At 45.0% G+C, this 23,993-nt stretch carries 20 protein-coding genes; 16 read left to right on the plus strand and 4 right to left on the minus strand.

The genetic code is table 11. The annotated features are described in order from the left end of the window. Positions 1-370: 370 nt before the first annotated feature. Complete coding sequence (locus KFE26_RS19895; protein ID WP_212601484.1) at positions 371-1,675, minus strand: SIR2 family protein; 1,305 nt, start codon at positions 1,673-1,675, stop codon at positions 371-373. Between the two features lie 298 nt (positions 1,676-1,973). On the opposite strand from KFE26_RS19895, the gene KFE26_RS19900 reads away from it, so the two are divergent. The 3 genes from KFE26_RS19900 (at position 1,974) to KFE26_RS19910 (ending at position 4,905) form a co-directional block, all read left to right on the plus strand. Next, entirely contained in the window at positions 1,974-2,198 is a 225-nt protein-coding gene (locus KFE26_RS19900) for a hypothetical protein (protein ID WP_212601497.1), read from the plus strand. Positions 2,199-2,795: 597 nt separating this feature from the next. Continuing rightward, positions 2,796-3,770 (plus strand): DUF1852 domain-containing protein, encoded by a 975-nt coding sequence (locus tag KFE26_RS19905; RefSeq protein ID WP_061782783.1) that lies wholly within the window; start codon positions 2,796-2,798, stop codon positions 3,768-3,770. Between the two features lie 55 nt (positions 3,771-3,825). Then, positions 3,826-4,905 carry a methionine synthase gene (locus KFE26_RS19910; RefSeq protein WP_212601485.1) on the plus strand — a complete coding sequence of 360 codons (1,080 nt, stop codon included), beginning with the start codon at positions 3,826-3,828 and terminating at the stop codon, positions 4,903-4,905. A gap of 179 nt (positions 4,906-5,084) precedes the next feature. Here the strand turns inward: KFE26_RS19910 and KFE26_RS19915 are convergent, their stop codons facing one another. Together KFE26_RS19915 and aguA are read right to left on the minus strand one after the other, a co-directional pair. Then, a complete protein-coding gene (locus KFE26_RS19915) occupies positions 5,085-6,791 on the minus strand; it encodes an amidase (RefSeq protein WP_212601486.1) in 1,707 nt (568 codons plus the stop codon). Between the two features lie 73 nt (positions 6,792-6,864). Continuing rightward, positions 6,865-7,977 (minus strand): agmatine deiminase, encoded by a 1,113-nt coding sequence (aguA, locus tag KFE26_RS19920; RefSeq protein WP_212601487.1) that lies wholly within the window; start codon positions 7,975-7,977, stop codon positions 6,865-6,867. 508 nt (positions 7,978-8,485) lie between these two features. On the opposite strand from aguA, the gene mazG reads away from it, so the two are divergent. The 11 genes from mazG to rpoS all read left to right on the plus strand — a co-directional run bounded on the left by mazG (position 8,486) and on the right by rpoS (position 19,020). Next, positions 8,486-9,442 carry a nucleoside triphosphate pyrophosphohydrolase gene (gene mazG / locus KFE26_RS19925; protein ID WP_212601488.1) on the plus strand — a complete coding sequence of 319 codons (957 nt, stop codon included), beginning with the start codon at positions 8,486-8,488 and terminating at the stop codon, positions 9,440-9,442. Between the two features lie 116 nt (positions 9,443-9,558). Beyond that, positions 9,559-11,196 carry a CTP synthase gene (locus tag KFE26_RS19930; protein ID WP_012587102.1) on the plus strand — a complete coding sequence of 546 codons (1,638 nt, stop codon included), beginning with the start codon at positions 9,559-9,561 and terminating at the stop codon, positions 11,194-11,196. Between the two features lie 230 nt (positions 11,197-11,426). Beyond that, positions 11,427-12,722 carry a phosphopyruvate hydratase gene (eno, locus tag KFE26_RS19935; RefSeq protein WP_105251763.1) on the plus strand — a complete coding sequence of 432 codons (1,296 nt, stop codon included), beginning with the start codon at positions 11,427-11,429 and terminating at the stop codon, positions 12,720-12,722. A 99-nt stretch (positions 12,723-12,821) separates the two neighbouring features. Next, positions 12,822-13,121, plus strand: coding sequence for a cell division protein FtsB (gene ftsB, locus KFE26_RS19940; RefSeq protein WP_105253074.1), 300 nt, complete (start codon positions 12,822-12,824; stop codon positions 13,119-13,121). A gap of 12 nt (positions 13,122-13,133) precedes the next feature. Then, positions 13,134-13,925 (plus strand): 2-C-methyl-D-erythritol 4-phosphate cytidylyltransferase, encoded by a 792-nt coding sequence (gene ispD / locus KFE26_RS19945; RefSeq protein WP_212601489.1) that lies wholly within the window; start codon positions 13,134-13,136, stop codon positions 13,923-13,925. 37 nt (positions 13,926-13,962) lie between these two features. Further along, positions 13,963-14,448 carry a 2-C-methyl-D-erythritol 2,4-cyclodiphosphate synthase gene (gene ispF, locus KFE26_RS19950; RefSeq protein WP_028761366.1) on the plus strand — a complete coding sequence of 162 codons (486 nt, stop codon included), beginning with the start codon at positions 13,963-13,965 and terminating at the stop codon, positions 14,446-14,448. A gap of 20 nt (positions 14,449-14,468) precedes the next feature. Continuing rightward, positions 14,469-15,584, plus strand: coding sequence for a tRNA pseudouridine(13) synthase TruD (gene truD / locus KFE26_RS19955; protein WP_212601490.1), 1,116 nt, complete (start codon positions 14,469-14,471; stop codon positions 15,582-15,584). Continuing rightward, on the plus strand, positions 15,581-16,330 hold the full coding sequence (gene surE / locus KFE26_RS19960) for a 5'/3'-nucleotidase SurE (protein ID WP_105251808.1): 750 nt from the start codon (positions 15,581-15,583) through the stop codon (positions 16,328-16,330). The genes truD and surE overlap by 4 nt, the downstream gene beginning before the upstream one ends. Further along, positions 16,327-16,962 carry a protein-L-isoaspartate(D-aspartate) O-methyltransferase gene (locus KFE26_RS19965; protein WP_028761363.1) on the plus strand — a complete coding sequence of 212 codons (636 nt, stop codon included), beginning with the start codon at positions 16,327-16,329 and terminating at the stop codon, positions 16,960-16,962. The genes surE and KFE26_RS19965 overlap by 4 nt, the downstream gene beginning before the upstream one ends. A 100-nt stretch (positions 16,963-17,062) precedes the next feature. Next, on the plus strand, positions 17,063-17,959 hold the full coding sequence (locus KFE26_RS19970) for a peptidoglycan DD-metalloendopeptidase family protein (protein WP_212601491.1): 897 nt from the start codon (positions 17,063-17,065) through the stop codon (positions 17,957-17,959). Between the two features lie 80 nt (positions 17,960-18,039). Next, a complete protein-coding gene (gene rpoS / locus KFE26_RS19975; protein WP_028761361.1) occupies positions 18,040-19,020 on the plus strand; it encodes an RNA polymerase sigma factor RpoS in 981 nt (326 codons plus the stop codon). Positions 19,021-19,152: 132 nt separating this feature from the next. Here the strand turns inward: rpoS and mutS are convergent, their stop codons facing one another. Beyond that, entirely contained in the window at positions 19,153-21,723 is a 2,571-nt protein-coding gene (mutS, locus tag KFE26_RS19980) for a DNA mismatch repair protein MutS (RefSeq protein WP_212601492.1), read from the minus strand. Between the two features lie 402 nt (positions 21,724-22,125). On the opposite strand from mutS, the gene recA reads away from it, so the two are divergent. Then, positions 22,126-23,193, plus strand: a complete 1,068-nt coding sequence (gene recA, locus KFE26_RS19985; protein ID WP_105251812.1) for a recombinase RecA — start codon at positions 22,126-22,128, stop codon at positions 23,191-23,193. 17 nt (positions 23,194-23,210) lie between these two features. Further along, entirely contained in the window at positions 23,211-23,681 is a 471-nt protein-coding gene (locus KFE26_RS19990; protein ID WP_409437993.1) for a regulatory protein RecX, read from the plus strand. Positions 23,682-23,993: the final 312 nt, after the last annotated feature.

Below are 23,993 nucleotides of genomic sequence, written 5' to 3' on the forward strand. Positions count from 1 at the left end.
TTTTGCGAGATCAATTCCTATTAGTGTAACTTTCATTTTGGACACCTTTTGTTGTTATTGAACGTGCAAATTCAATATGGCGTAAATGACGCCTACTTCACAAGAGGTGTCCATCCCATCATCCGTGGATGCTCGACCGCCCCGTCCATGGGGCGGACGGTCGTCTCGCCAATCACCATGGCTTACCTTTTGGCACTAGTGTAACCTGTCTATATGAAGGAGATACCCAGCAAGTTTTTGGACAATAGCACGTTAGTTTTTTAGTCTAATCAGTTGGTTTCGGATTAAGATTTCTATGGATTAACGCCGCACTCTGAGGCAACTTTGTTGCACAGCGGAAAAGTTGTCCGGCTGCAACGAATTGTTATACCTAGTTTCTATTTACAACCTGCAAAGCGTCAGGCCATGCGGTGTTCTCCACGATATAATCTCTAATTAAAACCCTATTTGATGCAATAATTCCCGGCCAGCGCTGATTCCAAGAGTTATAAGCGTGCCATGAATAACCTATGTAAAGCTCTTTACGCATAGAGTTCATAGATCTGAGAGTAGCGTCTAAGAACACCTTTTCTATTGATGTTCCTCTGATCTCCAATATGCTCGCAATATATATTAACCATCGCGCCATATGTTCATACTGCTCCCACGCATTATACCCATTCGTCAAATCCGTTTTGAATTCAATAATTTGACCAAGTGCTTTAACCACTCTTTTATCATTTATACTTACGCCGACAGCCGCAATCGAAGATACGATTTCGTAAAATGCATTTTCAATACTTAAAAAACCTTTCGTGAATTGATGATTATTAAAAACCACTTTTTTTATATTTGCTACTGATGATTCTGCACACTTTTCTGCATTCGGGATTTCCGAATTTAGCTTTTTAAAAAAATCATGGCACTCTGTTTCATCAATCACTCGAATACCGTAACAGTGCGCATAGTAATCCTTAACCGGTTGATCGACTTTTGATCGCGACACCAAAAATATATTCGAGCCTATAACGTGGTTTTTAGAAAACCCTTTATAATCACTGATTATTGATTTTAGATTTGCATCTCCAAGAGAGTAGCCCAAGATAACCACGGTATTTTCGTGTAACACCGTGCTTAGTTTCCTCGAAAAATACGATTCGCTATGAATAAACTTAAAGTAGTCATCTGACGTAACAACCATATTTTCTGGAGAGTCTATCGACCCATGAACATGATAGACTTTGACCCTGGCTGACGATCTAGGAATCGGCAGGCCAGGCGTCAAGGAGTGACATGCTTCAAATCCTACTAGCTCTTCGACAAGCTTGTCATAGTTGGTTGTAACAACACGACAAGAGCATTTTGATAGAAAATCTTCTATTGATGCATTGTTCCCCATCAACTTTATGGAACTGATTTCCTTTGCAATTTCTTCGTGGATGCTCTTACCTACTTTTTGCAGTTCAATAGAAATAACCTGAGCCGCCTCCTCTAATCCGAGTGTATTTTTACCGTCTTTTGGAAATAGACTGGCCTTTAAATCATTTCCATTTGCAAGAAGTTCACACAGTGACTCCAAAAGTCCTTGCCAGCTAGGGGCTTGGTTATCTGATACAGATTTCGAAAATCCTGTTCCAGTGAATAAGCACAATCTACTTGATGTCGCCGCATACGCGATTTCGAAATACTCGCTCAACCTTCACTCCTTATTGGTATAACATTACTGCACATGGTTAACTGATTGTATTGCAGCGAAGTTATCGGCTTTGCTTCAAATACACCACCTAGAAAAACGCACATGCGCGTTTTTAAAACATATTATCTATGAGCTGGTAAGTATAAGCGATTAATTTTAAAGATATTTATTTAAAAATTAGAAAGCACGCACAAATGCAGGATGAAAATCGTTCACAATCCTTATAATTTGAATACAACTGTATACTTATCCCGTTTTTTGATGGTTAGTAGTGAATTACATCACACGGGATATAACGATGAATATTACTAGGCCAGAAAGTCGTTCATTATTGTTCCACCGAAAACTTGTTAACTCGTTTTGGGGCAATAGCTTTTTAGCTAAACGAACAGCAGAAGTGTTAATTAAGATTGGCATTGTTGCAACTGTGACCGTTGGCGGCATGGATGCCGTCGTCGAGCCCTCAGGGACGAGTTTATGGCGAGTCACAGGGGAAACAATGACAATTCATGCTGCAAACTGACAACAAAGTTATCTTGCTTTGGGGCAATAGCTTTTTAGCTAAACGAGTAGCGAGAGGGTTAGTTAAGATTGGCATTGTTGCACCAGTGACCTTCTAAAACAGGATATGTTTTAGTAGAGCCCTCAGGGACGCTTTTTGTTAAACAAAGAGGTGGCGAGTCACTGGGGGCACAATGCGCGATGAATATCGCGCAACAGGTAATGCAACGAGCTTTGGGGAAATATGTGTAATCGGCTATTACAAGCCAGCTCTAGGAGAACAAACTCGACAATATATTGCTTCCCCTGCTTTTCCCTATCCCGAGTTCTGGTTAATCAACAACGCCATGCTAGTTGATCATGAATATGGCTCATGTTCTATGTGAAATAAAACCGTTTTTGTTCATGTGCCGAACCACGTATAAATGACTCCAAGCGAAATATTAGACAAGCTTGAAGTTGCACCCTAGCTAAGCCATCAGGACTTAAGTCATCGGCACTTAAGTTAAATAGAACCTCAGACAGAACACAAATAATGTCTATCAGAGTCGGGTCGAGAAGCTAGAAGCGCAGGGCATAAACTCAGGTTTGAAATCAGACAATGGGATACTGGATCACTATGAATAAGCATTTTACATTTACGATTAACAGCATTTGTCTTGATGAAAATTATCATCCCTCAGACAAGACGCGTATCACGACCAACTTTGCTAATTTGGCCAGAGGCAGTCATCGCCAAGCGAACTTACGCAACGCGTTAAAGATGATTGATAATAGTTTTAATGCCTTAGCGCATTGGGATAACCCTAAAGGCGATCGTTATTCTGTCGAACTTGAAATTATCTCCGTTAATTTGGATATTGACGGCAGTGGTCAAACCTTCCCATCGATTGAAGTATTGAAAACCAATATTGTTGATCATAAAACCAATAAACGTATTGAAGGCATTGTAGGTAATAATTTTTCATCTTACGTACGCGATTATGACTTTAGCGTATTACTGGCAGAACATAATAAGGGCCAAGCCAAATTTAGTATTCCAGATGATTTTGGTGGACTACATGGCAAGCTATTTCAGTCTTTTGTTAATTCTGATGCTTACAAACAGAATTTTAATAAGCCACCGGTTATCTGCCTCAGTGTGTCGGATAATAAAACCTACCATAGAATTGAGAATCAGCATCCCGTATTAGGGGTTGAATATCAGCCAAATGAATCGTCTTTAACTGAGCAATATTTCAAAAAAATGGGCTTACAGGTGCGCTATTTTATGCCGCCAAATAGTGTGGCGCCTTTAGCTTTTTATTTCTTTGGTGATTTACTCAATGATTACACCCATCTTGAGTTGATAAGCACCATCAGCACTATGGGAACTTTTCAAAAAATCTATCGCCCTGAGATTTATAATGCCAATGCTGTTGCCGGAAAATGCTATCAACCCAATTTGAAAAATCTGGATCATTCACTGACTCAAATTGTTTATGACCGAGCAGAACGCAGTCAATTGGCGAATGAGCAAGGCAAATTTGCCGCGGAGCACTTTATCAAGCCCTACCAAACGTTTTTTGAACAATGGTCTGCTAATTACCTTTAGTCGCTCTGCGCCTAATCGTCACGCTCAATAATTAATCCAATACGGCATCATTATTATGACAACAAGACTTAATAAAACACCGCTTAACCAAACATTACTTAATAAAACACTGTTACCGACTTCAACCGCGGGCAGTTTGCCTAAACCTGTGTGGTTTGCAGAGCCTCAAACACTTTGGTCTCCATGGAAATTACAAGGTGAGGAATTAATTGCCGGTAAACACGATGCACTGCGTTTGTCATTGCAGGATCAACAACACGCAGGGATTGATATTGTCAGTGATGGCGAGCAAACGCGGCAACATTTTGTCACTACCTTTATTGAGCACCTCAACGGCGTTGATTTTTCAAAACGTAAAACCGTTAAAATTCGTGATCGCTATGATGCGAGTGTACCCACGGTTGTTGGCCCAGTGAGTCGCCAAAAGTCCGTGTTTGTTGAAGATGCCAAATTTTTACGCAAGCAAACTACGCAACCAATTAAATGGGCTCTGCCTGGCCCAATGACCATGATAGATACGCTTTATGATGACCATTATAAAAGTCGCGAAAAGCTTGCTTGGGAATTTGCCAAAATTCTAAATGAGGAAGCCAAAGAATTAGAAGCTGCGGGTGTTGATATTATCCAATTTGATGAGCCTGCCTTTAATGTGTTTTTTGATGAGGTAAACGATTGGGGCATTGCCTGTTTAGAAAGAGCCATTGAAGGGCTAAAATGCGAAACGGCGGTGCATATTTGTTATGGTTACGGCATCAAAGCCAATACAGATTGGAAAAAAACCTTGGGCTCAGAGTGGCGCCAATATGAAGAAGTGTTTCCTAAACTGCAAAAGTCTAATATCGATATTATCTCGCTAGAATGTCACAACTCCCATGTGCCAATGGAGCTACTTGAACTCATTCGCGGTAAGAAAATCATGGTCGGCGCGATTGATGTCGCCACCGACACGATTGAAACCGCAGAGGAAGTGGCTGACACCCTACGAAAAGCCCTTAAATTTGTCGATGCCGACAAACTCTATCCTTGTACCAACTGCGGCATGACACCTTTATCCCATCAAGTCGCAAGAGGCAAACTCAACGCCTTAAGTGCAGGCGCAGAGATCGTCAGAAAAGAACTCTTGGCATTAAGATAAGACGCGTTAAGTGTTGCTGTCTTTTTTACAGCAGCATGTTTTATAGCAGCATGAGTCCAGTTTTGTTGAAAGGATATCGACGCGGGTATTAAAAAACGGGATTGGCATCTTGATGCCAATCCCGTTTTCATTTCTAAACTCATGCATTTAGTGCCTGGGTTTATGCATTGTCTTAGCGCTTATTGGCCAAGCTTTGGTGTACGTGGCGGGATCATGCGCCTGTCACCTGTTGACTCAAATGCACCTGCAAATTTAAGCAGGTTATTATCGTCATAGGCGCGGCCTGCAAAGGTCAAACCCACTGGCATGCCAATATCGGCCATCACGCCCATAGGTACAGTCACAGTCGGCACGCCTAAATGGCGAATCGCAAGGTTTCCGTTAGCGACCCAAACTCCGTTGCTCCAAGCTATATCGGCTGAAGCCGGATTCACATGGGCATCGGCAGGGCCCACATCTGCCACGGTTGGGAACAGCACGGCATTAAGCTTTAGCCCGTCCATCCAGTCTTCGAGATCTAGCTTACGCGTCTTCTCTAAGCCACGCAGACCATCGGGAATACTGTCGATCTGATCGAAGGATTTAAGGCCACGCTTGGCCATGTTGACATACTCTTCCATGCCTGCCGCTAAGTCACCTTCACGGTTAGGCAAGGTGCCCAAGTCGTGGGGGAAAATCAGATAGCCGTTAACATCTTCAAGCTTGTTGAGTTTAGGGTCATTGTTAGCACGCAGGAATTCATCGAATGCCCAACCCGAGAGTTCCCATAATTCATCATGGAGGAATTGAGGCGTGACGATACCGCGGTTAAACACTGTCGGCGCACCTGGGCGGTCGCCTTCACAATTTGATACCAGCGGGAAATCGACTTCAATCACTTCGGCGCCAGCGGCTTCTAAGGCTTTACGAGCTGCTTCCCATAGATCGATAACCGATTGGCGAGTATGAATACGTTGACCCGTTGGCCCCCCGATACCTGGGTTTTCGCTAGTGCCCGCCAATTCATCTTTATTGATGTACATGCGCGGCACGCCAAAACGCTTACCTTTGAGCGTATCGGCTTGAGCGGCAAGCGCCAGATAAGATTCTGGGCGAACTGTCGATGCTTTAGGGATTTGTACCCAAGATTGCAGACGCCAGAGATCGCCACGGGTGATAGGATCGTCGGCCACAATTACATCCAGCACTTCAAGCATATCTGCCATAGTGCGGGTATAAGGCACCACTACATCCATGGTCGGCGTCAACGGCCAGTTACCGCGCACGGAAATCACGCCCCGTGACGGAGTGTAAGCACACAAACCGTTATTGGACGCAGGACCTCGGCCGCTCGACCAAGTTTCTTCAGCAAGACCAAAAGCAGAGTAACTTGCCGCAGTGCCTGTGCCCGCCCCATTGGAAGAGCCCGAAGCGAATGGGGCAGTAAGGTAGTTCGCGTTGTATGGGCTTTCAGCGCGGCCATAGTGACCACGCTGCATACCGCCATTGGCCATGGGTGGCATATTGGTTTTGCCTAGGCAAATGGCACCCGCGGCGCGTAGGCGCTCAACGGCGAAGGCATCGTATTGCGCCACTAAATCCTTAAAGGCTGGGCTGCCAGACGCCGCCGTCAGTCCCTTCACTAAATAGCTATCCTTGGCGGTATACGTAATACCCTCAAGTGGGCTCAGTGTTTCACCACGGGCGCGGCGCGCATCTGACGCCTCAGCTTCTTTGAGCGCATCGGGATTGTGTACCACTAACGCATTGAGCTTAGTCTTTGTCGCAGGGCCGTCATACGCCTCAACCCGCGCGAGATACGACTTAACCAACTCCACTGCGGTGGTGCGGCCAGATTCGAGCGCTGCACGCAGCTCGGCAATGGAAACTTCAGTGACTTCAAACATCTTACGCCCTCCCGCTGAAAGCCAATTGTGGTGCAATAACAGTGACATCAATCGTCATGCTGTTCTCCTTGGGTTACTTTCCAGCAGGGATTTGCTGAGTAATACAATGGATATTACCGCCACCTAATAAAATCTCACGGGCTGGCACACCCACAATCTCATGCTCTGGGAAGATTTCCTGCAGTTTTTGGGCTGCGATATCATCGGTTGCAGGGTCAAGCAGTGGGAACACGATGCGATTATTGGTGATTAAAAAGTTCACATAAGAACCTGCTAAACGCTCACCCGCCGTGCGTGGCACGCCAGTGCCTTCGGCCACACCTTTTGATTCTTCTTCGGTGCAATACAGCGGCCCCGGTTGTGGCAACAGATGGATTTTTAACTTACGGCCTTTGGCATCCACGGTATTTTGCAACACCTCTAGCGCCGCTTTTGAGCGTGGATACTGGGGATCAGTCTCATCATCGGTCCAGTGCAGAATGACTTCACCAGGACGGGCGAAACAACACATATTGTCGATATGACCATCGGTCTCATCCATATACACGCCATCTTGCAACCAGATAAACTGCTTAACATTCAAATAGTCACGCAGTAAGTCTTCAATCTGTTCTTTTGTCAGTTCAGGGTTACGGTTGGCGTTAAGTAAACATTCTGCACTTGTCATACAGGTGCCTTCACCATCGACATGGATGGAGCCACCTTCGAGGATCAACGGCGCGCTGTAACGGGCAAAACCATGCTGCGCAAGCATCTGCTGCGCGACTTGCTCGTCCTTATCCCATGGGAAGTACAAACCACCGTTATGGCCGCCCCAAGCATTAAAACCCCAGTCAACACCACGGCATTCGCCATTGTCATTCACAACGATGGTTGGCCCAGTATCGCGAGCCCAGCAATCGTTACTGTCCATTTCAACCAAGGTGACATGGGATGGCATCACCGCTTTAGCTTCGGCTAAAAAGGCTTTAGGAACACCCATATAAACAGGGGTTGCCGCACCAATGGCATCGGCTACCTTAGCGAAAGTCGCCTGAGCATAAGCACCAGATGCACGCCAGTTATCAGGACGATAGGGCCAAATCATCCACACCGCTTGCTGCGCAGCCCATTCGCCAGGCATATAAAAACCATCTTGGGATGGCTTAGTCGTTAACTGCGTGGCATCCACTGTCACGTTTGTCATGAGTTTTGTCTCCAGTAATGCTTAAAAACGATAAGGGTGTGCGTCCTAACATCGGACGACAGAATCGAAATATACCTAACATCAATCAAATGAATAAATTGAAGGACCGCATTTATCATGTGCATAGTTTGGCCGAAATTGTCAGGTCTTCACTCGGTGAGTTTTAGCTTCATTGAAATATTGCTGCGTATCTTATCATTTAAGATGGCTTGCGCTAAATACTTGTATGCAGGACATAGATGAGAATTTATTGGGGAGGAAGGTTGTCAATTTATTGCTCACGAGATGAGTGAATTACGAAATGGAGCGAACGCTCTTTAGTTAAAATAAGTCTTAGTTGAAATACGTCACTAAAATCTGATCTCAGCATCAAAATAGCACTTTTATTTTACCTAGCTTATCATCATCGCTTTATTGTAGCCTTTTGCTAAAAAACACTGCGGAGGCGTATTTTTTGTTCTTTCTCAATATTCGCCCGTTGCAGTATTTATCTTTAAAGGATATCAGCATGACTTCCCACACGGCGCCATTAACCTCATTTTCTACTACTGAACCTTCTATCACTGAAACTTCTACAACGGAACCTTCTAAAACGGAACCTTCTAAAACGGAACCTTCTAAAACGGAACTGTCTATAACAGATGTTGAGCCGCTGCTTAACATTATGGAAAAACTGCGTGATCCGCACACGGGTTGCCCTTGGGACAAAGCGCAAACGTTTCAAACTATAGTGCCTTTTACTTTAGAGGAGGCCTATGAAGTTGCCGATACCATAGAGCGCTTAGCTTGGGATGAGTTACCCGATGAACTCGGGGATTTGTTATTTCAAATCGTATTCTATTGTCAGCTCGGCAAAGAGCAGGGGTTATTTGATTTTTCGAGCGTGATTGAGAAAATCAGCGACAAGTTGACCCGTCGTCATCCCCATGTGTTTGGCGAACAAAATCCGCAAATAGGCGATAGCGCCCAAGCGATGAAAGCCAATTGGGAGGCGATAAAAGCGACTGAGCGTGAACAAAAGGCCCTGCAAGTGGTGGGTGAAACCCAAGCAGATACTGTGGTTTCTGCGTTAGACAATATTCCGCGTACCCAACCTGCGCTGTCGCGCTCAATCAAAATTCAGCAAAGGGTGGCGCGAGTCGGGTTTGATTGGGCCGAGCTTGAGCCCGTGGTCGCTAAAATCCATGAAGAAATCGATGAAGTCTTGCATGAAGTGAATCAACCCGAGCAAGATCAAGCTAAAGTGCAGTCCGAAATGGGCGACTTGCTATTTGCCGTGGTGAATCTAGCTCGTCATCTTAAGGTCGATCCAGAACAAGCTTTGCGCCACGCTAACCTTAAATTTGAACGCCGTTTTCGCGGCGTAGAACAGTTGGCGAGTGACAGCGGTAAAAGCATGGAAGAGCACACATTAATGGAGCTTGATGCCTATTGGGACCAAGTAAAAGCGACAGAGACGAGATAAACGGCAAATTATCCCGATTGGTGTTTGTCGAATCGCGCCGCCTTTGGTATACTACTGCCCCGTCCTAGTGCTTTCTTACAAGCACGTATTTTCAAACTCATTTTCTCAGGTTCAGCATGACTACAAGGTATATCTTCGTTACTGGTGGCGTTGTTTCATCACTAGGTAAAGGCATTGCAGCAGCATCATTAGCTGCAATTTTAGAGGCCCGCGGTCTCAATGTAACCATCATGAAACTGGACCCTTACATTAACGTTGATCCGGGTACCATGAGCCCAACCCAACATGGCGAAGTATTTGTTACTGAAGACGGTGCAGAAACAGATCTCGACTTGGGTCACTACGAGCGTTTCATCCGTACTAAGATGAATCGTCGTAACAACTTCACTACCGGTCGTATTTACGAAGAAGTATTACGTAAAGAACGTCGTGGCGATTATTTGGGCGCAACCATTCAGGTTATCCCACACATCACTAATGCGATTAAAGAAAAAGTATTAGCAGGTGGCGAAGGCCATGATGTGGCTATCGTCGAAATCGGCGGTACTGTGGGTGATATCGAATCTTTGCCGTTCCTAGAGTCTATCCGTCAGCTCGGTGTTGAGCTGGGTCGTGATCGTACTCTGTTCATGCATTTAACCTTAGTGCCTTTCTTAGGTGCTGCAGGCGAAGTGAAAACTAAGCCAACTCAACACTCAGTGAAAGAGCTGCGTTCTATCGGTATTGCACCAGATGTGCTGGTTTGCCGTGGTGATCGTGCGATTCCTGCGAATGAAAAAGCCAAAATTTCGCTGTTCTGTAACGTCGAAGAGCGTGCGGTTATTTCATTAAAAGATGTTGATAGTATTTATAAAATCCCAGCTTTGTTACGTTCACAAGGTTTGGATGACTTAGTGGTTAAGCGTTTCGGTTTAGAATGCCGTGAAGCGGATCTGTCTGAGTGGGAAAATGTTATTTATCAAGAAGCTAATCCAAACGGCGAAGTCGTTATTGGTATGGTGGGTAAATACATTGAACTGCCAGATGCCTATAAGTCAGTCAACGAAGCATTAAAACACGCAGGCCTTAAAAACCGCGTATCTGTGACCATCAAGTATATTGATTCACAAACCGTAGAAGCTAAAGGTGAAGAAGTCTTACAGGGCTTAGACGGTATCTTAGTACCAGGCGGTTTTGGCGAGCGTGGTGTTGAAGGTAAGATACTGGCGGCAAAATTTGCCCGTGAAAACAATCTACCGTATTTCGGTATTTGTTTAGGTATGCAAGTTGCCCTGATTGAATTTGCGCGTAATGTTGCAGGTATGGCTGATGCACATTCAACTGAATTCAATAAAGAAACACCATTCCCAGTGGTGGGTTTGATCACTGAATGGATTGACGAAGAAGGTAATGTTGAGCAGCGCCATGAAGCGTCTGACTTAGGTGGCACTATGCGTTTAGGCGCTCAATTGTGTCATTTACTCGAGGGTTCAAAAGCGGCTCAAGCCTACAAAGGTAATAGCTGTGTAGAACGTCACCGTCACCGTTACGAAGTGAACAACAAATACAGAGAGCGTTTAGAGCAGGCTGGCATGATCTTCAGCGGTTTGTCTTCTGATCGTAAACTGGTGGAAATGATCGAATTAAAAGATCACCCATGGTTTGTTGCAGGTCAATTCCATCCTGAATTCACCTCAACTCCGCGCGATGGTCACCCATTGTTCGAAGGGTTTATTGCTGCGGCAAGTGCGCATCAAAAACGTGATCTGAAGTAAGAATATTTGAGGCCGGACCCGCGACAGTGGGGCCGGCCTTTTGCTACACTCGTCGCTACTTGAAACATAAGAACTTAATACCTCTGGGTATAAACAGCATGCGTATCAGTTGCATCTGTATGGACGCAAACCGTAAATGGAATTTTGTTATTTTCTGCGGTATGTGACTTCCATTTATTCCCATAGGTATTGGTTTTTTCTTTTATCTTTAAACTTAAATCGAGGGTGTTATGGCTAAGATTATTAACGTGATTGGTCGCGAGATTATGGATTCTCGTGGTAACCCAACTGTTGAAGCCGAAGTGCATTTAGAAGGTGGTTTTGTGGGTATGGCTGCGGCGCCTTCTGGTGCATCAACCGGTAGCCGCGAAGCGTTAGAATTACGTGATGGCGATAAGAGCCGTTATTTAGGCAAAGGCGTATTAACAGCTGTTGCTAACGTAAACGGTGTCATCCGCGCAGCATTATTAGGCAAAGATGCGACTGCACAAGCTGAGCTTGATCAAATCATGATCGACTTAGATGGCACAGAAAACAAAGACAAGTTAGGCGCAAACGCGATTCTGGCTGTGTCTTTAGCGGCTGCTAAAGCAGCAGCAGCATCTAAAGGTATTCCTTTATACGCGCATATTGCTGAATTAAACGGTACACCAGGCCAATATTCTATGCCTGTGCCTATGATGAATATCTTAAACGGTGGCGAGCACGCGGATAACAACGTTGATATCCAAGAATTCATGGTGCAACCTGTTGGCGCGAAAACCTTCCGTGAAGCACTGCGCATGGGCGCTGAAATCTTCCATACGCTGAAAAAAGTATTGCACGACAAAGGTCTAAGCACTTCTGTGGGTGACGAAGGTGGTTTTGCACCTAACTTAGCGTCAAACGCTGATGCGTTAGCCATTATCAAAGAAGCGGTTGAACTGGCTGGCTACAAGTTAGGTACTGATGTGACGTTAGCGCTGGATTGCGCTGCATCTGAATTCTACAAAGACGGCAAATACGATTTAGCGGGCGAAGGCAAAGTCTTCGACTCGAACGGTTTCTCTGATTTCTTAAAATCATTGGCTGACCAATACCCAATCGTGTCTATCGAAGACGGCTTAGACGAATCAGATTGGGACGGCTGGGCTTATCAAACTCAAATCATGGGTGACAAGATCCAATTAGTGGGCGACGATTTATTCGTTACTAACACTAAAATCTTAACCCGTGGTATTGAAAACGGTATTGCTAACTCAATCCTTATCAAGTTTAACCAAATTGGTTCATTGACAGAGACTTTAGCGGCTATTCGTATGGCGAAAGAAGCTGGTTATACTGCCGTGATTTCACATCGTAGTGGTGAGACTGAAGATTCAACTATTGCTGACTTAGCCGTGGGTACTGCTGCAGGTCAAATCAAAACCGGTTCACTGTGTCGTTCTGACCGTGTCGCTAAATACAACCAATTGCTGCGCATCGAAGAGCAATTAGGTGAAAAAGCCCCATACCGTGGTTTGAAAGAGATCAAAGGTCAGGCGTAATTTAATATTTGATGTAAAAAGGCCACCACTTGGTGGCCTTTTTTGTTGTACTATCTGCTGTATATTTTTTTAATCCAAGATACTGACGCTAATTCCTCCATGAAATTTTTTGTCATTGCACTCATAGTGCTACTCGGTGTACTGCAATTCCGTCTTTGGTCGGGAGGTAATAGTCTTCCTGAATATTTCGTTCTGCAAAAACAAATTGCCGCCCAGCAAGAAGGTAACGCCAAACTCAATGAGCGTAACCAAGTGCTAAAGGAAGAAATCATCGATCTGAAAAGTGGTACAGAAGCCATCGAAGAGCGCGCACGTAACGAACTTGGCATGGTTAAAGAAGGCGAGACCTTCTATCGCGTCGTGGGTGGTGAGCGCTCGGTATCGAGTCCATCTCAGTAATATGGAGTTAGGATGACAGAGCTAGGACATTTAGATCTTGGATTAAATGAACAATCCAATCCCGATAGTCAATCTGATCTGGTAACACAAATTGAATTGCAGCGCCAAGCTGAGCATGTCACTCAAGCTGTGGTTGCCATCGTTCCCGCCGCAGGCATAGGTAGCCGTATGGGCGCCGACAGACCTAAGCAATATCTTGAGGTGTGCGGCCAGAGTATTCTCGCTCATACCTTAGATAAGCTCTTGTCCCATCCGCACATTTCTCAAGTGATCGTCGCCTTACATTCGAACGATACTATCTTCGATACCTTGCCACAGGCCGTGCACCCCAAATTGATTACAGTATTAGGTGGCGGTGAGCGCGCTGATTCTGTGCTGGCGGCGCTGCAAATTGCGCCCGAGCACAGTTGGGCCTTAGTGCATGATGCGGCAAGACCTTGTTTAACCGCGACGGATATCGACAAGTTACTCGCATCTAGAGTGCAATTCCCCCAAGGTGCTATTTTGGCAATGCCTGTACGCGATACCATGAAGCGCGCGAATAAACAGGGTGAAATCAGTGCCACTGTGTGCCGCGATAATTTATGGCATGCATTGACGCCGCAGTTATTTCCAGCGCAGCAATTAAAAAATTACCTCAATGCGGCTCTGGCTGCAGGTGCGGTAGTCACAGATGAGGCTTCGGCGATGGAATGGGCGGGGATATCACCCGGACTCGTTTCGGGCCGTGCTGATAATATAAAAGTAACGCATCCCGACGATTTAGGGCTAGCCGAACTGTTTTTGATGCGTGCCGTTAAATAGTCATAATCAAAGTAAAATAATACGTTAGGAATATTAAATGAAAATCCGTATCGGCCATGGTTTCGATGTGCATAAATTTGGTGCGGCGCGGCCACTTATCCTTTGTGGCGTGGAAGTACCCTATGAAACAGGCCTAGTCGCTCACTCTGATGGTGATGTGGTATTGCATGCGATTTCCGATGCCATCCTCGGTGCTTTAGCGCTCGGTGACATAGGAAAACATTTCCCCGATACCGATGCCGCCTATAAGGGTGCCGATAGCCGCGTATTGCTGCGTCATTGCTATGCTTTAGCGAGGGAGAAAGGCTTTGTGCTTGGCAATCTTGACGTCACTATCATAGCCCAAGCTCCTAAAATGGCACCGCACATAGAGGCAATGCGCCAGATATTAGCCGCCGATTTAACCGCGGAACTTGACGATATTAATGTCAAAGCGACCACGACTGAACAGCTTGGATTTACCGGGCGTAAAGAAGGTATTGCGGTAGAAGCCGTGGTACTTATGGCCCGCAAACACGATTAACTTAAGAGTAAAAAAGTCCCATGAGCGAATTACATTATCTGTATGGTAAGCCTTTAGGTACAGCAGATCTAAGAACCCAAAATAGCGATTTTATCGTGAAAGAGATTTTGCCTTTTAGCCCGACGGGTGAAGGTGAACATCATATGCTGCATGTACGCAAAGAAGGGCTAAATACAGTACAAGTCGCTGAAATGATCGCTAAGTTTGCTAAGGTGCATCCGAAGGAGGTCACCTACGCTGGGCAAAAAGATAAAAATGCCATCACAGAACAATGGTTTGGTGTGCGTATTCCAGGTAAAGAAACGCCTACTTGGAAGGAGCTCAATAGCGATCGTTTGACTATATTGTCGAGCAGCCGCCACAGCAAGAAACTGCGAATCGGTGCCTTAGTCGGTAACCGCTTTATTCTTACCCTGAGAAATGTTACCCAAGTGGAAGACATTATCAGTCGTATCGAAAAGGTCGCTCAAGTGGGCGTGCCCAATTACTTTGGTGAGCAGCGCTTTGGTCACGATGGCAAAAACTTAGTGTTTGGTCGCCAAATGATGGCGGGTAAAAAAGTCAAAGACAGAAATAAGCGCAGCATGTATTTGTCTGCCGTGCGCTCAAATCTGTTTAACACTGTGGTGTCGTACCGTTTAGCCAACCATGGCACTAAGCCTTTAGCGGGTGATTGTGTGATGTTAGCGGGCAGCAAAAGCTTCTTTGTTACGCCTGAATGGGATCTCATCGTATTGAAGCGTCTGATTGAAAAAGACATTCAACTTTCTGCACCATTGTGGGGGCGCGGCATGATGTTACCCCAAGGTGAAGCTGCTGCGGTGGAAACCTTAGCCGTGAGTGAGTTAGCTGACGATTGCTATGGTTTAGAGCACGCCGGATTAGAGCAAGAACGTCGTCCGTTACTGCTTGAGCCCCAAGGCCTTAAATATGAACAAACCGCCGATGGCTTAGTGCTGGAGTTTGTGTTGCCTGCGGGCAGTTTTGCAACATCGTTATTGAGAGAGTTGGTTAATTATCAAGATGTTAAAGAGCAGCAATGGCAAGCGACATTGGTGCAGGAGCCTGCGCCTGAGGTAATTAACGCTAACGTAGTGGCTAACACTGATACTGTTAAGACTGAAGCAGAGTCATGATCCGTATCCTTGTTAGCAATGACGATGGGATTAATGCTCCAGGTATCAAAGCCTTATCTGAGGCTTTGGCTGAAATAGCGACTGTGCTGACTGTTGGGCCGGATCGAAATTGCTCTGGTGCGAGCAACTCATTAACCTTGACTAATCCATTAAGAATTAATAGGTTAGATAATGGCTATATTTCCGTTCACGGTACACCGACAGATTGCGTCCATTTGGCTATCCGAGAATTATGTGATGGCGAACCTGATATGGTGGTGTCTGGCATCAATGCGGGGGCAAATATGGGTGATGACACCTTATATTCGGGGACAGTTGCCGCCGCGATGGAAGGACGCTTTTTAGGTTTTCCTGCAATAGCGATTTCGCTTAATGGCCGTAAATTCGAACATTATCAATCGGCGGCTGTTTATGCTCGGCGGATAGTTCAAGGTTTGTTGGCCCAGCCTTTGGCAAAAGATCAGATCTTAAATGTGAATGTGCCTGACTTGCCACTTGATCAAATTAAAGGCATCAAAGTGACTCGCCTCGGCGCTCGTCATAAGGCCGAAGGCATAGTGCGAACGCAAGATCCTGCCGGACGTGAAATCTTCTGGCTTGGTCCACCGGGACAAGAGCAGGATGCCACAGAGGGCACTGATTTTCATGCTATCGCCAATGGCTATGTTTCAATTACGCCCTTGACGGTTGATTTAACCGCCTACGGACAACTAACGGCATTGCAAAATTGGGTAGATAAAATATGACTCGAGTTGCCTTAACATCGGCGGTGAATTTAGCTAAAAAGCTTCAAGATGCGGGGATCCGTAATCAAGCCGTGTTAAAGGCGATATCGCATACGCCGCGAGAAATGTTTCTCGATAATGCGCTAGCCCATAAAGCCTATGAAAATACGGCTTTGCCAATTGGACAAGGGCAAACCATTTCGCAGCCTTATATTGTTGCCCGTATGAGCGAACTCTTACTGCACAAGATGCCACAGCGAGTGTTAGAAGTGGGGACGGGATCGGGCTATCAGGCAGCCATTTTGGCTCAATTGGTGCCTCAGCTTTGTACTATCGAACGGATCAAAGGTTTACAAATTCAAGCAAGACAGCGTTTAAAACGATTAGATTTGCATAATGTGTCGTTCAAATATGGTGATGGTTGGTTGGGATGGGCTAATCGTAGTCCGTTCGATGCCATTATGGTGACTGCGGCGGCGGCGACTATACCAGAAGCTTTATTGTCTCAGTTGGCTGATGGAGGGGTGTTAGTCTTACCTGTGGGAGAGGATACTCAACAATTGATGCGTATTACGCGCACTGCTGACCGCTTTAGTTCTGAAACCATTGAAACGGTTAAATTTGTACCTTTAATTAATGGAGAGTTAGCTTAACCTTGTGTTGTGCTACTGTGTTAAGCGAAGTGCTTGTTTTGCACAGAAGGCGTCATTTTCTCATCATAAACAGTAATACAACCTTACCAAGGAGTTTTTATTGTTGAATGCGGGTTTACTCTTAAACCTTTGCTTTATATTTCTGCTTGTAGGCTGTAGCTTTCAGGCCAGCAGACCCGCACCCGTCGAAAATATTTCCCATAGCTACTCTAAAAATAGCAAAGGCCACATTAAATCGAATTCATATAAAGTTAAAAAAGGTGACACTCTCTACTCTATTTCTTGGGCTGCAGGGAAAGACTTTTCTGAAATAGCTAAACTTAATCAATTAGATAACCCTTATACAATTTACCCTGGACAGATTTTATATTTAACTAATACTAAATCTAGTAACCAATCAAAATCTACGACTTTAGATGGAAATATAACGGATAATTCAGATGCTAACTCAAGTAAAAGTGATAAAAAACAATTAGATGATAAGGTTTATCAGTCTAATGCTAAGTCAAGTGACGATCTGAAAAAAACACTTGATCAGAAAGCTAAGCCCGCGTACCTTGTAACAAGTTCCCAACAAAATGTTAACCAACTAATGGTTCCACCCACCTCAACACTGCCAGCCAGTGTGAGTCAGTGGCAGTGGCCAGTAAGAGGGAAGTTAATCGGAACTTATTCTGCCAATGAGCAGGGAAATAAAGGTATTAAGATCGCGGGAAATCGGGGAGATATCATCAAAGCTGCTGCAGATGGGCGGGTGGTATACGCAGGAAGTGCTCTTAGGGGTTACGGTAATTTAGTGATTATTAAACATAGTGACGATTACCTTAGTGCTTATGCTCATACGGACAAGATCTTAGTCAAAGAAAAGCAACATGTCCTCGCAGGGCAGACTGTTGCAAAAATGGGCAATACAGGTGCCAATCGGGTAATGTTACATTTTGAAATTCGTTACCATGGACAGTCTGTAAACCCACTTACTTATTTACCTAAACAATGATTGTTTGGGGCCTTGTTGGCAAATGGAGGATAGGAAATTGCACTAATTCAGCAGTTTAATCAGGTTTGGGAGATTTGATCATGAGCCGCATAAATAGCACTGCCGCAGAAGCACTAGTAGATTTTTCCGTAGAAACCGTAGACTTTGATCTTGAAAAAGAAGAAGTTGCCACAGATCTAGTCCAAGAGCTAGGAATAGAACAACAGGTCCAAGATGACCTGCAAAAAAATCTTGATGCCACTCAACTTTATCTAGGTGAGATTGGTTTTTCCCCACTGCTTAGCGCAGAAGAAGAAGTTTACTTTTCCCGTAAGGCCTTAAAAGGTTGTGCAAAATCCCGTAATCGCATGATCGAAAGTAATTTACGTCTCGTCGTAAAAATTGCACGTCGTTACAATAACCGCGGCTTAGCACTGCTCGATCTTATCGAAGAGGGTAATTTAGGTTTAATTCGTGCCGTAGAAAAGTTTGACCCAGAAAGAGGTTTTCGTTTTTCAACCTATGCGACTTGGTGGATCAGACAGACGATTGAACGCGCTATCATGAATCAAACTCGTACTATTCGTTTGCCGATTCATGTTGTTAAAGAACTCAACGTATACTTGCGCACAGCCCGCGAATTAGCACAAAAACTGGATCATGAACCTACAGCGGAAGAAATTGCTGAAAAACTGCAAGTTTCTAGCTCTGATGTGAGCCGCATGCTTAAGCTGAATGAAAAAATTACCTCTGTTGATACGCCTTTAGGGGGCGATAACGAGAAAGCATTATTAGATGTATTGGCCGATGATGATAGTGTTGGCCCAGACTATAAAGTGCAAGATGAAGACATCTCTAACTCGGTGGTGAAATGGCTTAACGAGTTGAACACAAAACAAAGAGAAGTATTAGCCCGTCGTTTTGGTTTGTTAGGTTATGAACCTTCTACGCTTGAAGATGTGGGGGCTGAAATTGGTTTAACCCGTGAACGTGTTCGTCAAATCCAAGTGGAAGCATTAAAACGCTTACGTGATTTATTGGGTTCTCAAGGTTTATCTGTTGAAGCTTTATTTAGAAACTAATGTCTGTCTTCTGGTGCCTTTCAGAGAAGCTATCCAGAAAATGTACTTAGTGTCAGATCACGTCATAAAGTAAAACGCCCACTATAGAGTGGGCGTTGTTATTTTTAGGCTTTTATTTAGATCACCTGATATTTAGCTCAAGCGTTTCAGTTCATAGAGCAAATCAAGCGCCTGTTTTGGCGTTAAGTTATCGGGATTAATGCTACTTAATTTAGTCAAAGCTGGATTTTCAACCGGTTCAGGTAAAGCGAGTAAGCTTTGAATGGGCGTCCTCGTTCCTTCTGGTTGATGATCGCGACTCTCCAATTGCTGCAATTTATGTTTCGCTGCTTTAATCACTTTGTTTGGCACGCCGGCAAGCGCCGCAACTTGTAAGCCGTAGCTTTTACTGGCGGCGCCTTCTTGTACTGCATGCATAAAGGCGATGGTATCATCGTGCTCTATGGCATCAAGGTGCACATTGTAAACACCTGCCATTAAGTCAGGTAATTGAGTTAGCTCAAAATAATGGGTGGCGAATAGGGTCATAGCCCCTACTTGCTGGGCTAAATATTCCGCCGCCGACCAAGCTAGTGATAAACCATCATAGGTGGATGTTCCACGGCCGATTTCATCCATTAACACTAAACTACTGGCAGTGGCATTGTGCAGGATGTTGGCAGTTTCAGTCATTTCTACCATAAAGGTTGAGCGGCCAGAGGCCAGATCGTCTGATGCGCCAATACGGGTAAAGATGCGATCAATCGGGCCAATCAGGGCGCGATCTACTGGAACAAAACAACCAATATGGGCCATCAGTGTAATCAAGGCGACTTGGCGCATATAGGTTGATTTACCGCCCATGTTAGGTCCAGTCACAATCAACATACGTCGTTGATTATGTAAGATTACTGGGTTAGCGATAAACGGCGTTTGGCTAACACGCTCCACCACTGGATGGCGACCTGCGTCTATTTGTACGCCGATATCTTGGCTCAGCTCTGGACAAGTGTAGCCCAAGGTTTCGGCACGCTCGGCAAAGTTACTCAGTACATCAAGCTCAGCCGCAGCTCTAGCAAAAGCCTGTAATTCATGTAATTTCGGCAGAATAAGATCGAATAACTGTTCCCATAACTGCTTTTCGAGTGCCAGGGCTTTACCTTGGCTCGAGAGGACTTTTTCTTCGTATTCCTTAAGTTCAGGCGTGATATAACGCTCCATATTCTTAAGTGTTTGGCGTCGTTGATAATTGAGCGGTACTTGTGAGGATTGCAGACGGCTCACTTCGATGTAATAGCCGTGTACGCGGTTATAGCCGACTTTAAGTGTATTGATGCCAGTACGTTCTTTTTCTCTGGCTTCAAGTTGTACTAAGTAATCACTCGCTCCTTCGCTCAGGCCGCGCCATTCATCCAGTTCGCTGTTGTAGCCTTCACGGATCACCCCGCCATCGCGGATAAGCATAGGTGGATTATCGACTATCGCGCGCTCAAGCAGGGCTTGCTCAGCGGGGAACTCACCTAAGTGTTGCCGTAATTGAGTCGTGTGCGGCGCGCTCAGTGTGCTTAAACTCTGTTGTAATTCAGGCAATAAGCCCAGAGCTTGACGTAAACGGGCAAAGTCTCTTGGGCGAGCGGTACGCAGCGCGAGTCTTGCCATGATACGTTCGATATCGCCAAGTGCCTTTAACTGCTCATGCAAATCTTCGTGGGCAGCGGTATCGAGGAGTTCAGTCACCGCCTGTTGGCGCGCCTTGATTTGCTTAGGATCTCGCAGAGGCTGATGGATCCAGCGTTGTAACATACGGCTGCCCATAGGCGTTGCCGTATTATCCAATACTGCCGCTAAGGTATTATCGCGGCCACCGGCAAGGTTTTGAGTTAATTCTAAATTTCGGCGAGTTGCCGCATCGAGTACTATGCTATCGGTTTGATTGAAGCGGATAATGGCATTAATATGGGGCAGTGCCGTGCGCTGTGTGTCTTTGACATATTGCATCAAGCAACCCGCAGCCTGCAGTGATAAACGTGCATCTGCGATGCCAAAACCATGTAAGTCTTTAGTGCCAAACTGAGCTAGCAGTAACTTGATACTCGTATCGTAATCAAATTCCCATTCAGGGCGACGACGTTTACCTTTAAAACCGTTAAGTAGACCTAGTTCGCCAAAGTCTTCACTGTAGAGAATTTCAACGGGATTAGTGCGTTGCAATTCCGCTTCTAATGACTCTCGCGTGTCGAGCTCTGCAATCACAAAACGTCCGGATGAAACATCTAATGTGGCATAACCAAAACCAACTTTACCTTGATAAACCGCGGCTAACAGATTGTCTTGGCGTTCTTGTAGCAACGCTTCGTCGGTTAAAGTGCCTGGCGTGACAATTCGCACCACTTTACGTTCTACTGGCCCTTTAGATGTCGCGGGATCGCCAATCTGTTCGCAAATCGCAACTGATTGACCAATTTGAACTAATTTTGCAAGATAGCCTTCCACAGCATGGTAAGGAAGCCCCGCCATCGGAATAGGATCGCCACCACTTTTACCGCGCGCAGTGAGTGAAATGCCTAACAGCTCAGAAGCGCGTTTAGCATCGTCATAAAACAACTCGTAGAAGTCACCCATGCGATAAAACAGCAACATATCGTGATGTTCTGCTTTCATCGTCAAGTACTGACGCATCATAGGAGTATGTTTTTCTAAATCATCGGTATCAATTACATTCATTAAATCGTTATCGTCCGTTGTGACTGCCTAAAGGCGATACAGTTTGTGTGGTTAAGGGTGATTAAGCGCTATGGAAGCGGAAGACTGCTGTACAATTTTCAGCTAAAAAGACCACGCAAAATTTGTTGCGCCAATCTTAGCAATAATTTAGCGAAAATTGAGCCCTTAACGATGGATATTGATCAAAGGGAGCTATTATTTGATTTGATATTCGCTAAAACCTTGGCCATATTAAAAATCCTATCAGCTAAAAATAATTCAGTCACAGGTCTTGATACTGTATGATTGTACAGTATACTAGTCAGCAGAATTAAGACAAAAAGCGCGGCTTTTTGAATTACCCGTTTGTAAATTGAATATCACTTTTGACAGCTTAATGCTTGTCTTGATGAGGGAACAGGAATGAAGGTCGATCCAAATAAAGAGAAAGCACTTGCTGCGGTATTGATCCAAATTGAGAAACAATTTGGTAAAGGCTCCATCATGAAGCTGGGCGAAGATCGCTCTATGGATGTTGAGACCATTTCTACCGGTTCTCTGTCTCTGGACGTTGCTTTAGGTGCTGGCGGTTTGCCAATGGGTCGTATCGTTGAGATCTATGGTCCTGAATCATCAGGTAAAACAACACTGACTTTAGAAGTGATTGCGGCAGCGCAACGTGAAGGCAAAACCTGTGCCTTTATCGATGCAGAGCATGCACTAGACCCTATTTATGCTAAAAAATTGGGCGTAGATATTGATAACCTGCTGTGTTCGCAACCGGATACCGGCGAGCAAGCGCTTGAGATTTGTGATGCTTTAACTCGCTCAGGTGCTGTTGACGTTATCGTAGTCGACTCAGTGGCGGCATTAACGCCTAAAGCTGAAATCGAAGGCGAAATTGGTGATTCTCACATGGGCCTAGCGGCGCGTATGATGAGCCAAGCTATGCGTAAACTTGCGGGTAACTTAAAGCAATCTAACACCTTACTTATCTTCATCAACCAAATTCGGATGAAGATTGGTGTGATGTTCGGTAACCCAGAAACTACAACCGGTGGTAATGCGCTGAAGTTTTATGCTTCTGTTCGCCTAGATATTCGCCGCACTGGTGCCATTAAAGACGGCGATGAAGTGGTCGGTAACGAAACTCGCGTTAAAGTGGTGAAAAACAAGGTTGCAGCGCCGTTTAAGCAAGCTGAGTTCCAAATCCTTTATGGCCAAGGTATTAACCGTACTGGTGAGTTAGTTGACTTAGGCGTAGCCCATAAGTTGATTGAAAAAGCGGGTGCTTGGTACAGCTATAAAGGTGATAAAATCGGCCAAGGTCGTGCTAATGCTGGCAAATATCTGACTGAAAACCCAGCTATTGCGGCTGAAATTGACAAGACGCTACGTGAGTTGCTTTTGAGTAATCCGAGTGCCTTGGCTGCCAAAGCTGATGATAGTACTGAGGACAATATTGATTTAGAGACAGGCGAAGTATTCTGAGTCAGTCAGCCCATCAAATTGCGGTCGCGCTGTTAGCGCGCCGCGATTATTCCCGTTTACAAATCCGCGATAAATTGCTCGAAAAAGGTTTCGAACTTAACGATATCGAACCTGTACTCGATGCTTGCGAATCCTCCGGTTTTATTAATGATGCTCGTTATGCCGAACTGTTGGTGCGAAGCCACATCAGTCGAGGCCACGGTGCAATACGCATCCGCCAAGCCATCGCACAGAAAGGCTTATCTAAAGACTGTATTGAAGCCGCTTTGGTTAATTGTGATTGTGACTGGTTTGAGCTAGCAAAAGATAAAGCCACCAAAAAATACGGCGTTCCTCGCGTAACAGAAGTGAAGGGCTCTAAAGCTCGGGATCTCATCGTGAAGGAAAAAGCCAAACGAGTGCGTTTTTTAATGGGCCAAGGCTTTAGCTACGATCAAATCACTTACGCACTAGATTCAGATCCCAATGATCTCGATGAAAATTATTAAATTTGGAGCTAAGACTGTAAAAGTTCATCTAAATATCATCGATGAGTCTTGTTCATGTCGTACTCCACATTAGACTCACTTGCTTAAATATTGTCCGTGCCGCGATAAACTTACACCGTCTTTATTTGTGCTTTATCCTGTCGTTTTGCTTCTAGTGACTCTGGTGTGGGCGATTCACGCTAAAATATTAAATTCCTGATGTGTATATCACCAATCAAGACTGGTCGTCCTTCCTTAGTCTGCTTATAATGCTGGGCAAATAGAAATACGGCTAGCCTAAGGCGTAGCTGGTAATGCTTACCCAATTCAGGA

Source organism: Shewanella sp. M16, from assembly GCF_018224605.1.
In the GTDB taxonomy this organism is placed as follows: Bacteria; Pseudomonadota; Gammaproteobacteria; order Enterobacterales; family Shewanellaceae; genus Shewanella; species Shewanella oncorhynchi.

Bases quoted from the DNA above. Each gene is read 5' to 3' on its own strand.
- KFE26_RS19900 (WP_212601497.1), top strand. From the start codon at position 1,974: ATGAATATTACTAGGCCAGAAAGTCGTTCATTATTGTTCCACCGAAAA.
- KFE26_RS19905 (WP_061782783.1), top strand. From the start codon at position 2,796: ATGAATAAGCATTTTACATTTACGATTAACAGCATTTGTCTTGATGAA.
- KFE26_RS19910 (WP_212601485.1), top strand. From the start codon at position 3,826: ATGACAACAAGACTTAATAAAACACCGCTTAACCAAACATTACTTAAT.
- KFE26_RS19915 (WP_212601486.1), bottom strand. From the start codon at position 6,791: ATGTTTGAAGTCACTGAAGTTTCCATTGCCGAGCTGCGTGCAGCGCTC.
- aguA (WP_212601487.1), bottom strand. From the start codon at position 7,977: ATGACAAACGTGACAGTGGATGCCACGCAGTTAACGACTAAGCCATCC.
- mazG (WP_212601488.1), top strand. From the start codon at position 8,486: ATGACTTCCCACACGGCGCCATTAACCTCATTTTCTACTACTGAACCT.
- KFE26_RS19930 (WP_012587102.1), top strand. From the start codon at position 9,559: ATGACTACAAGGTATATCTTCGTTACTGGTGGCGTTGTTTCATCACTA.
- eno (WP_105251763.1), top strand. From the start codon at position 11,427: ATGGCTAAGATTATTAACGTGATTGGTCGCGAGATTATGGATTCTCGT.
- ftsB (WP_105253074.1), top strand. From the start codon at position 12,822: ATGAAATTTTTTGTCATTGCACTCATAGTGCTACTCGGTGTACTGCAA.
- ispD (WP_212601489.1), top strand. From the start codon at position 13,134: ATGACAGAGCTAGGACATTTAGATCTTGGATTAAATGAACAATCCAAT.
- ispF (WP_028761366.1), top strand. From the start codon at position 13,963: ATGAAAATCCGTATCGGCCATGGTTTCGATGTGCATAAATTTGGTGCG.
- truD (WP_212601490.1), top strand. From the start codon at position 14,469: ATGAGCGAATTACATTATCTGTATGGTAAGCCTTTAGGTACAGCAGAT.
- surE (WP_105251808.1), top strand. From the start codon at position 15,581: ATGATCCGTATCCTTGTTAGCAATGACGATGGGATTAATGCTCCAGGT.
- KFE26_RS19965 (WP_028761363.1), top strand. From the start codon at position 16,327: ATGACTCGAGTTGCCTTAACATCGGCGGTGAATTTAGCTAAAAAGCTT.
- rpoS (WP_028761361.1), top strand. From the start codon at position 18,040: ATGAGCCGCATAAATAGCACTGCCGCAGAAGCACTAGTAGATTTTTCC.
- mutS (WP_212601492.1), bottom strand. From the start codon at position 21,723: ATGAATGTAATTGATACCGATGATTTAGAAAAACATACTCCTATGATG.
- recA (WP_105251812.1), top strand. From the start codon at position 22,126: ATGAAGGTCGATCCAAATAAAGAGAAAGCACTTGCTGCGGTATTGATC.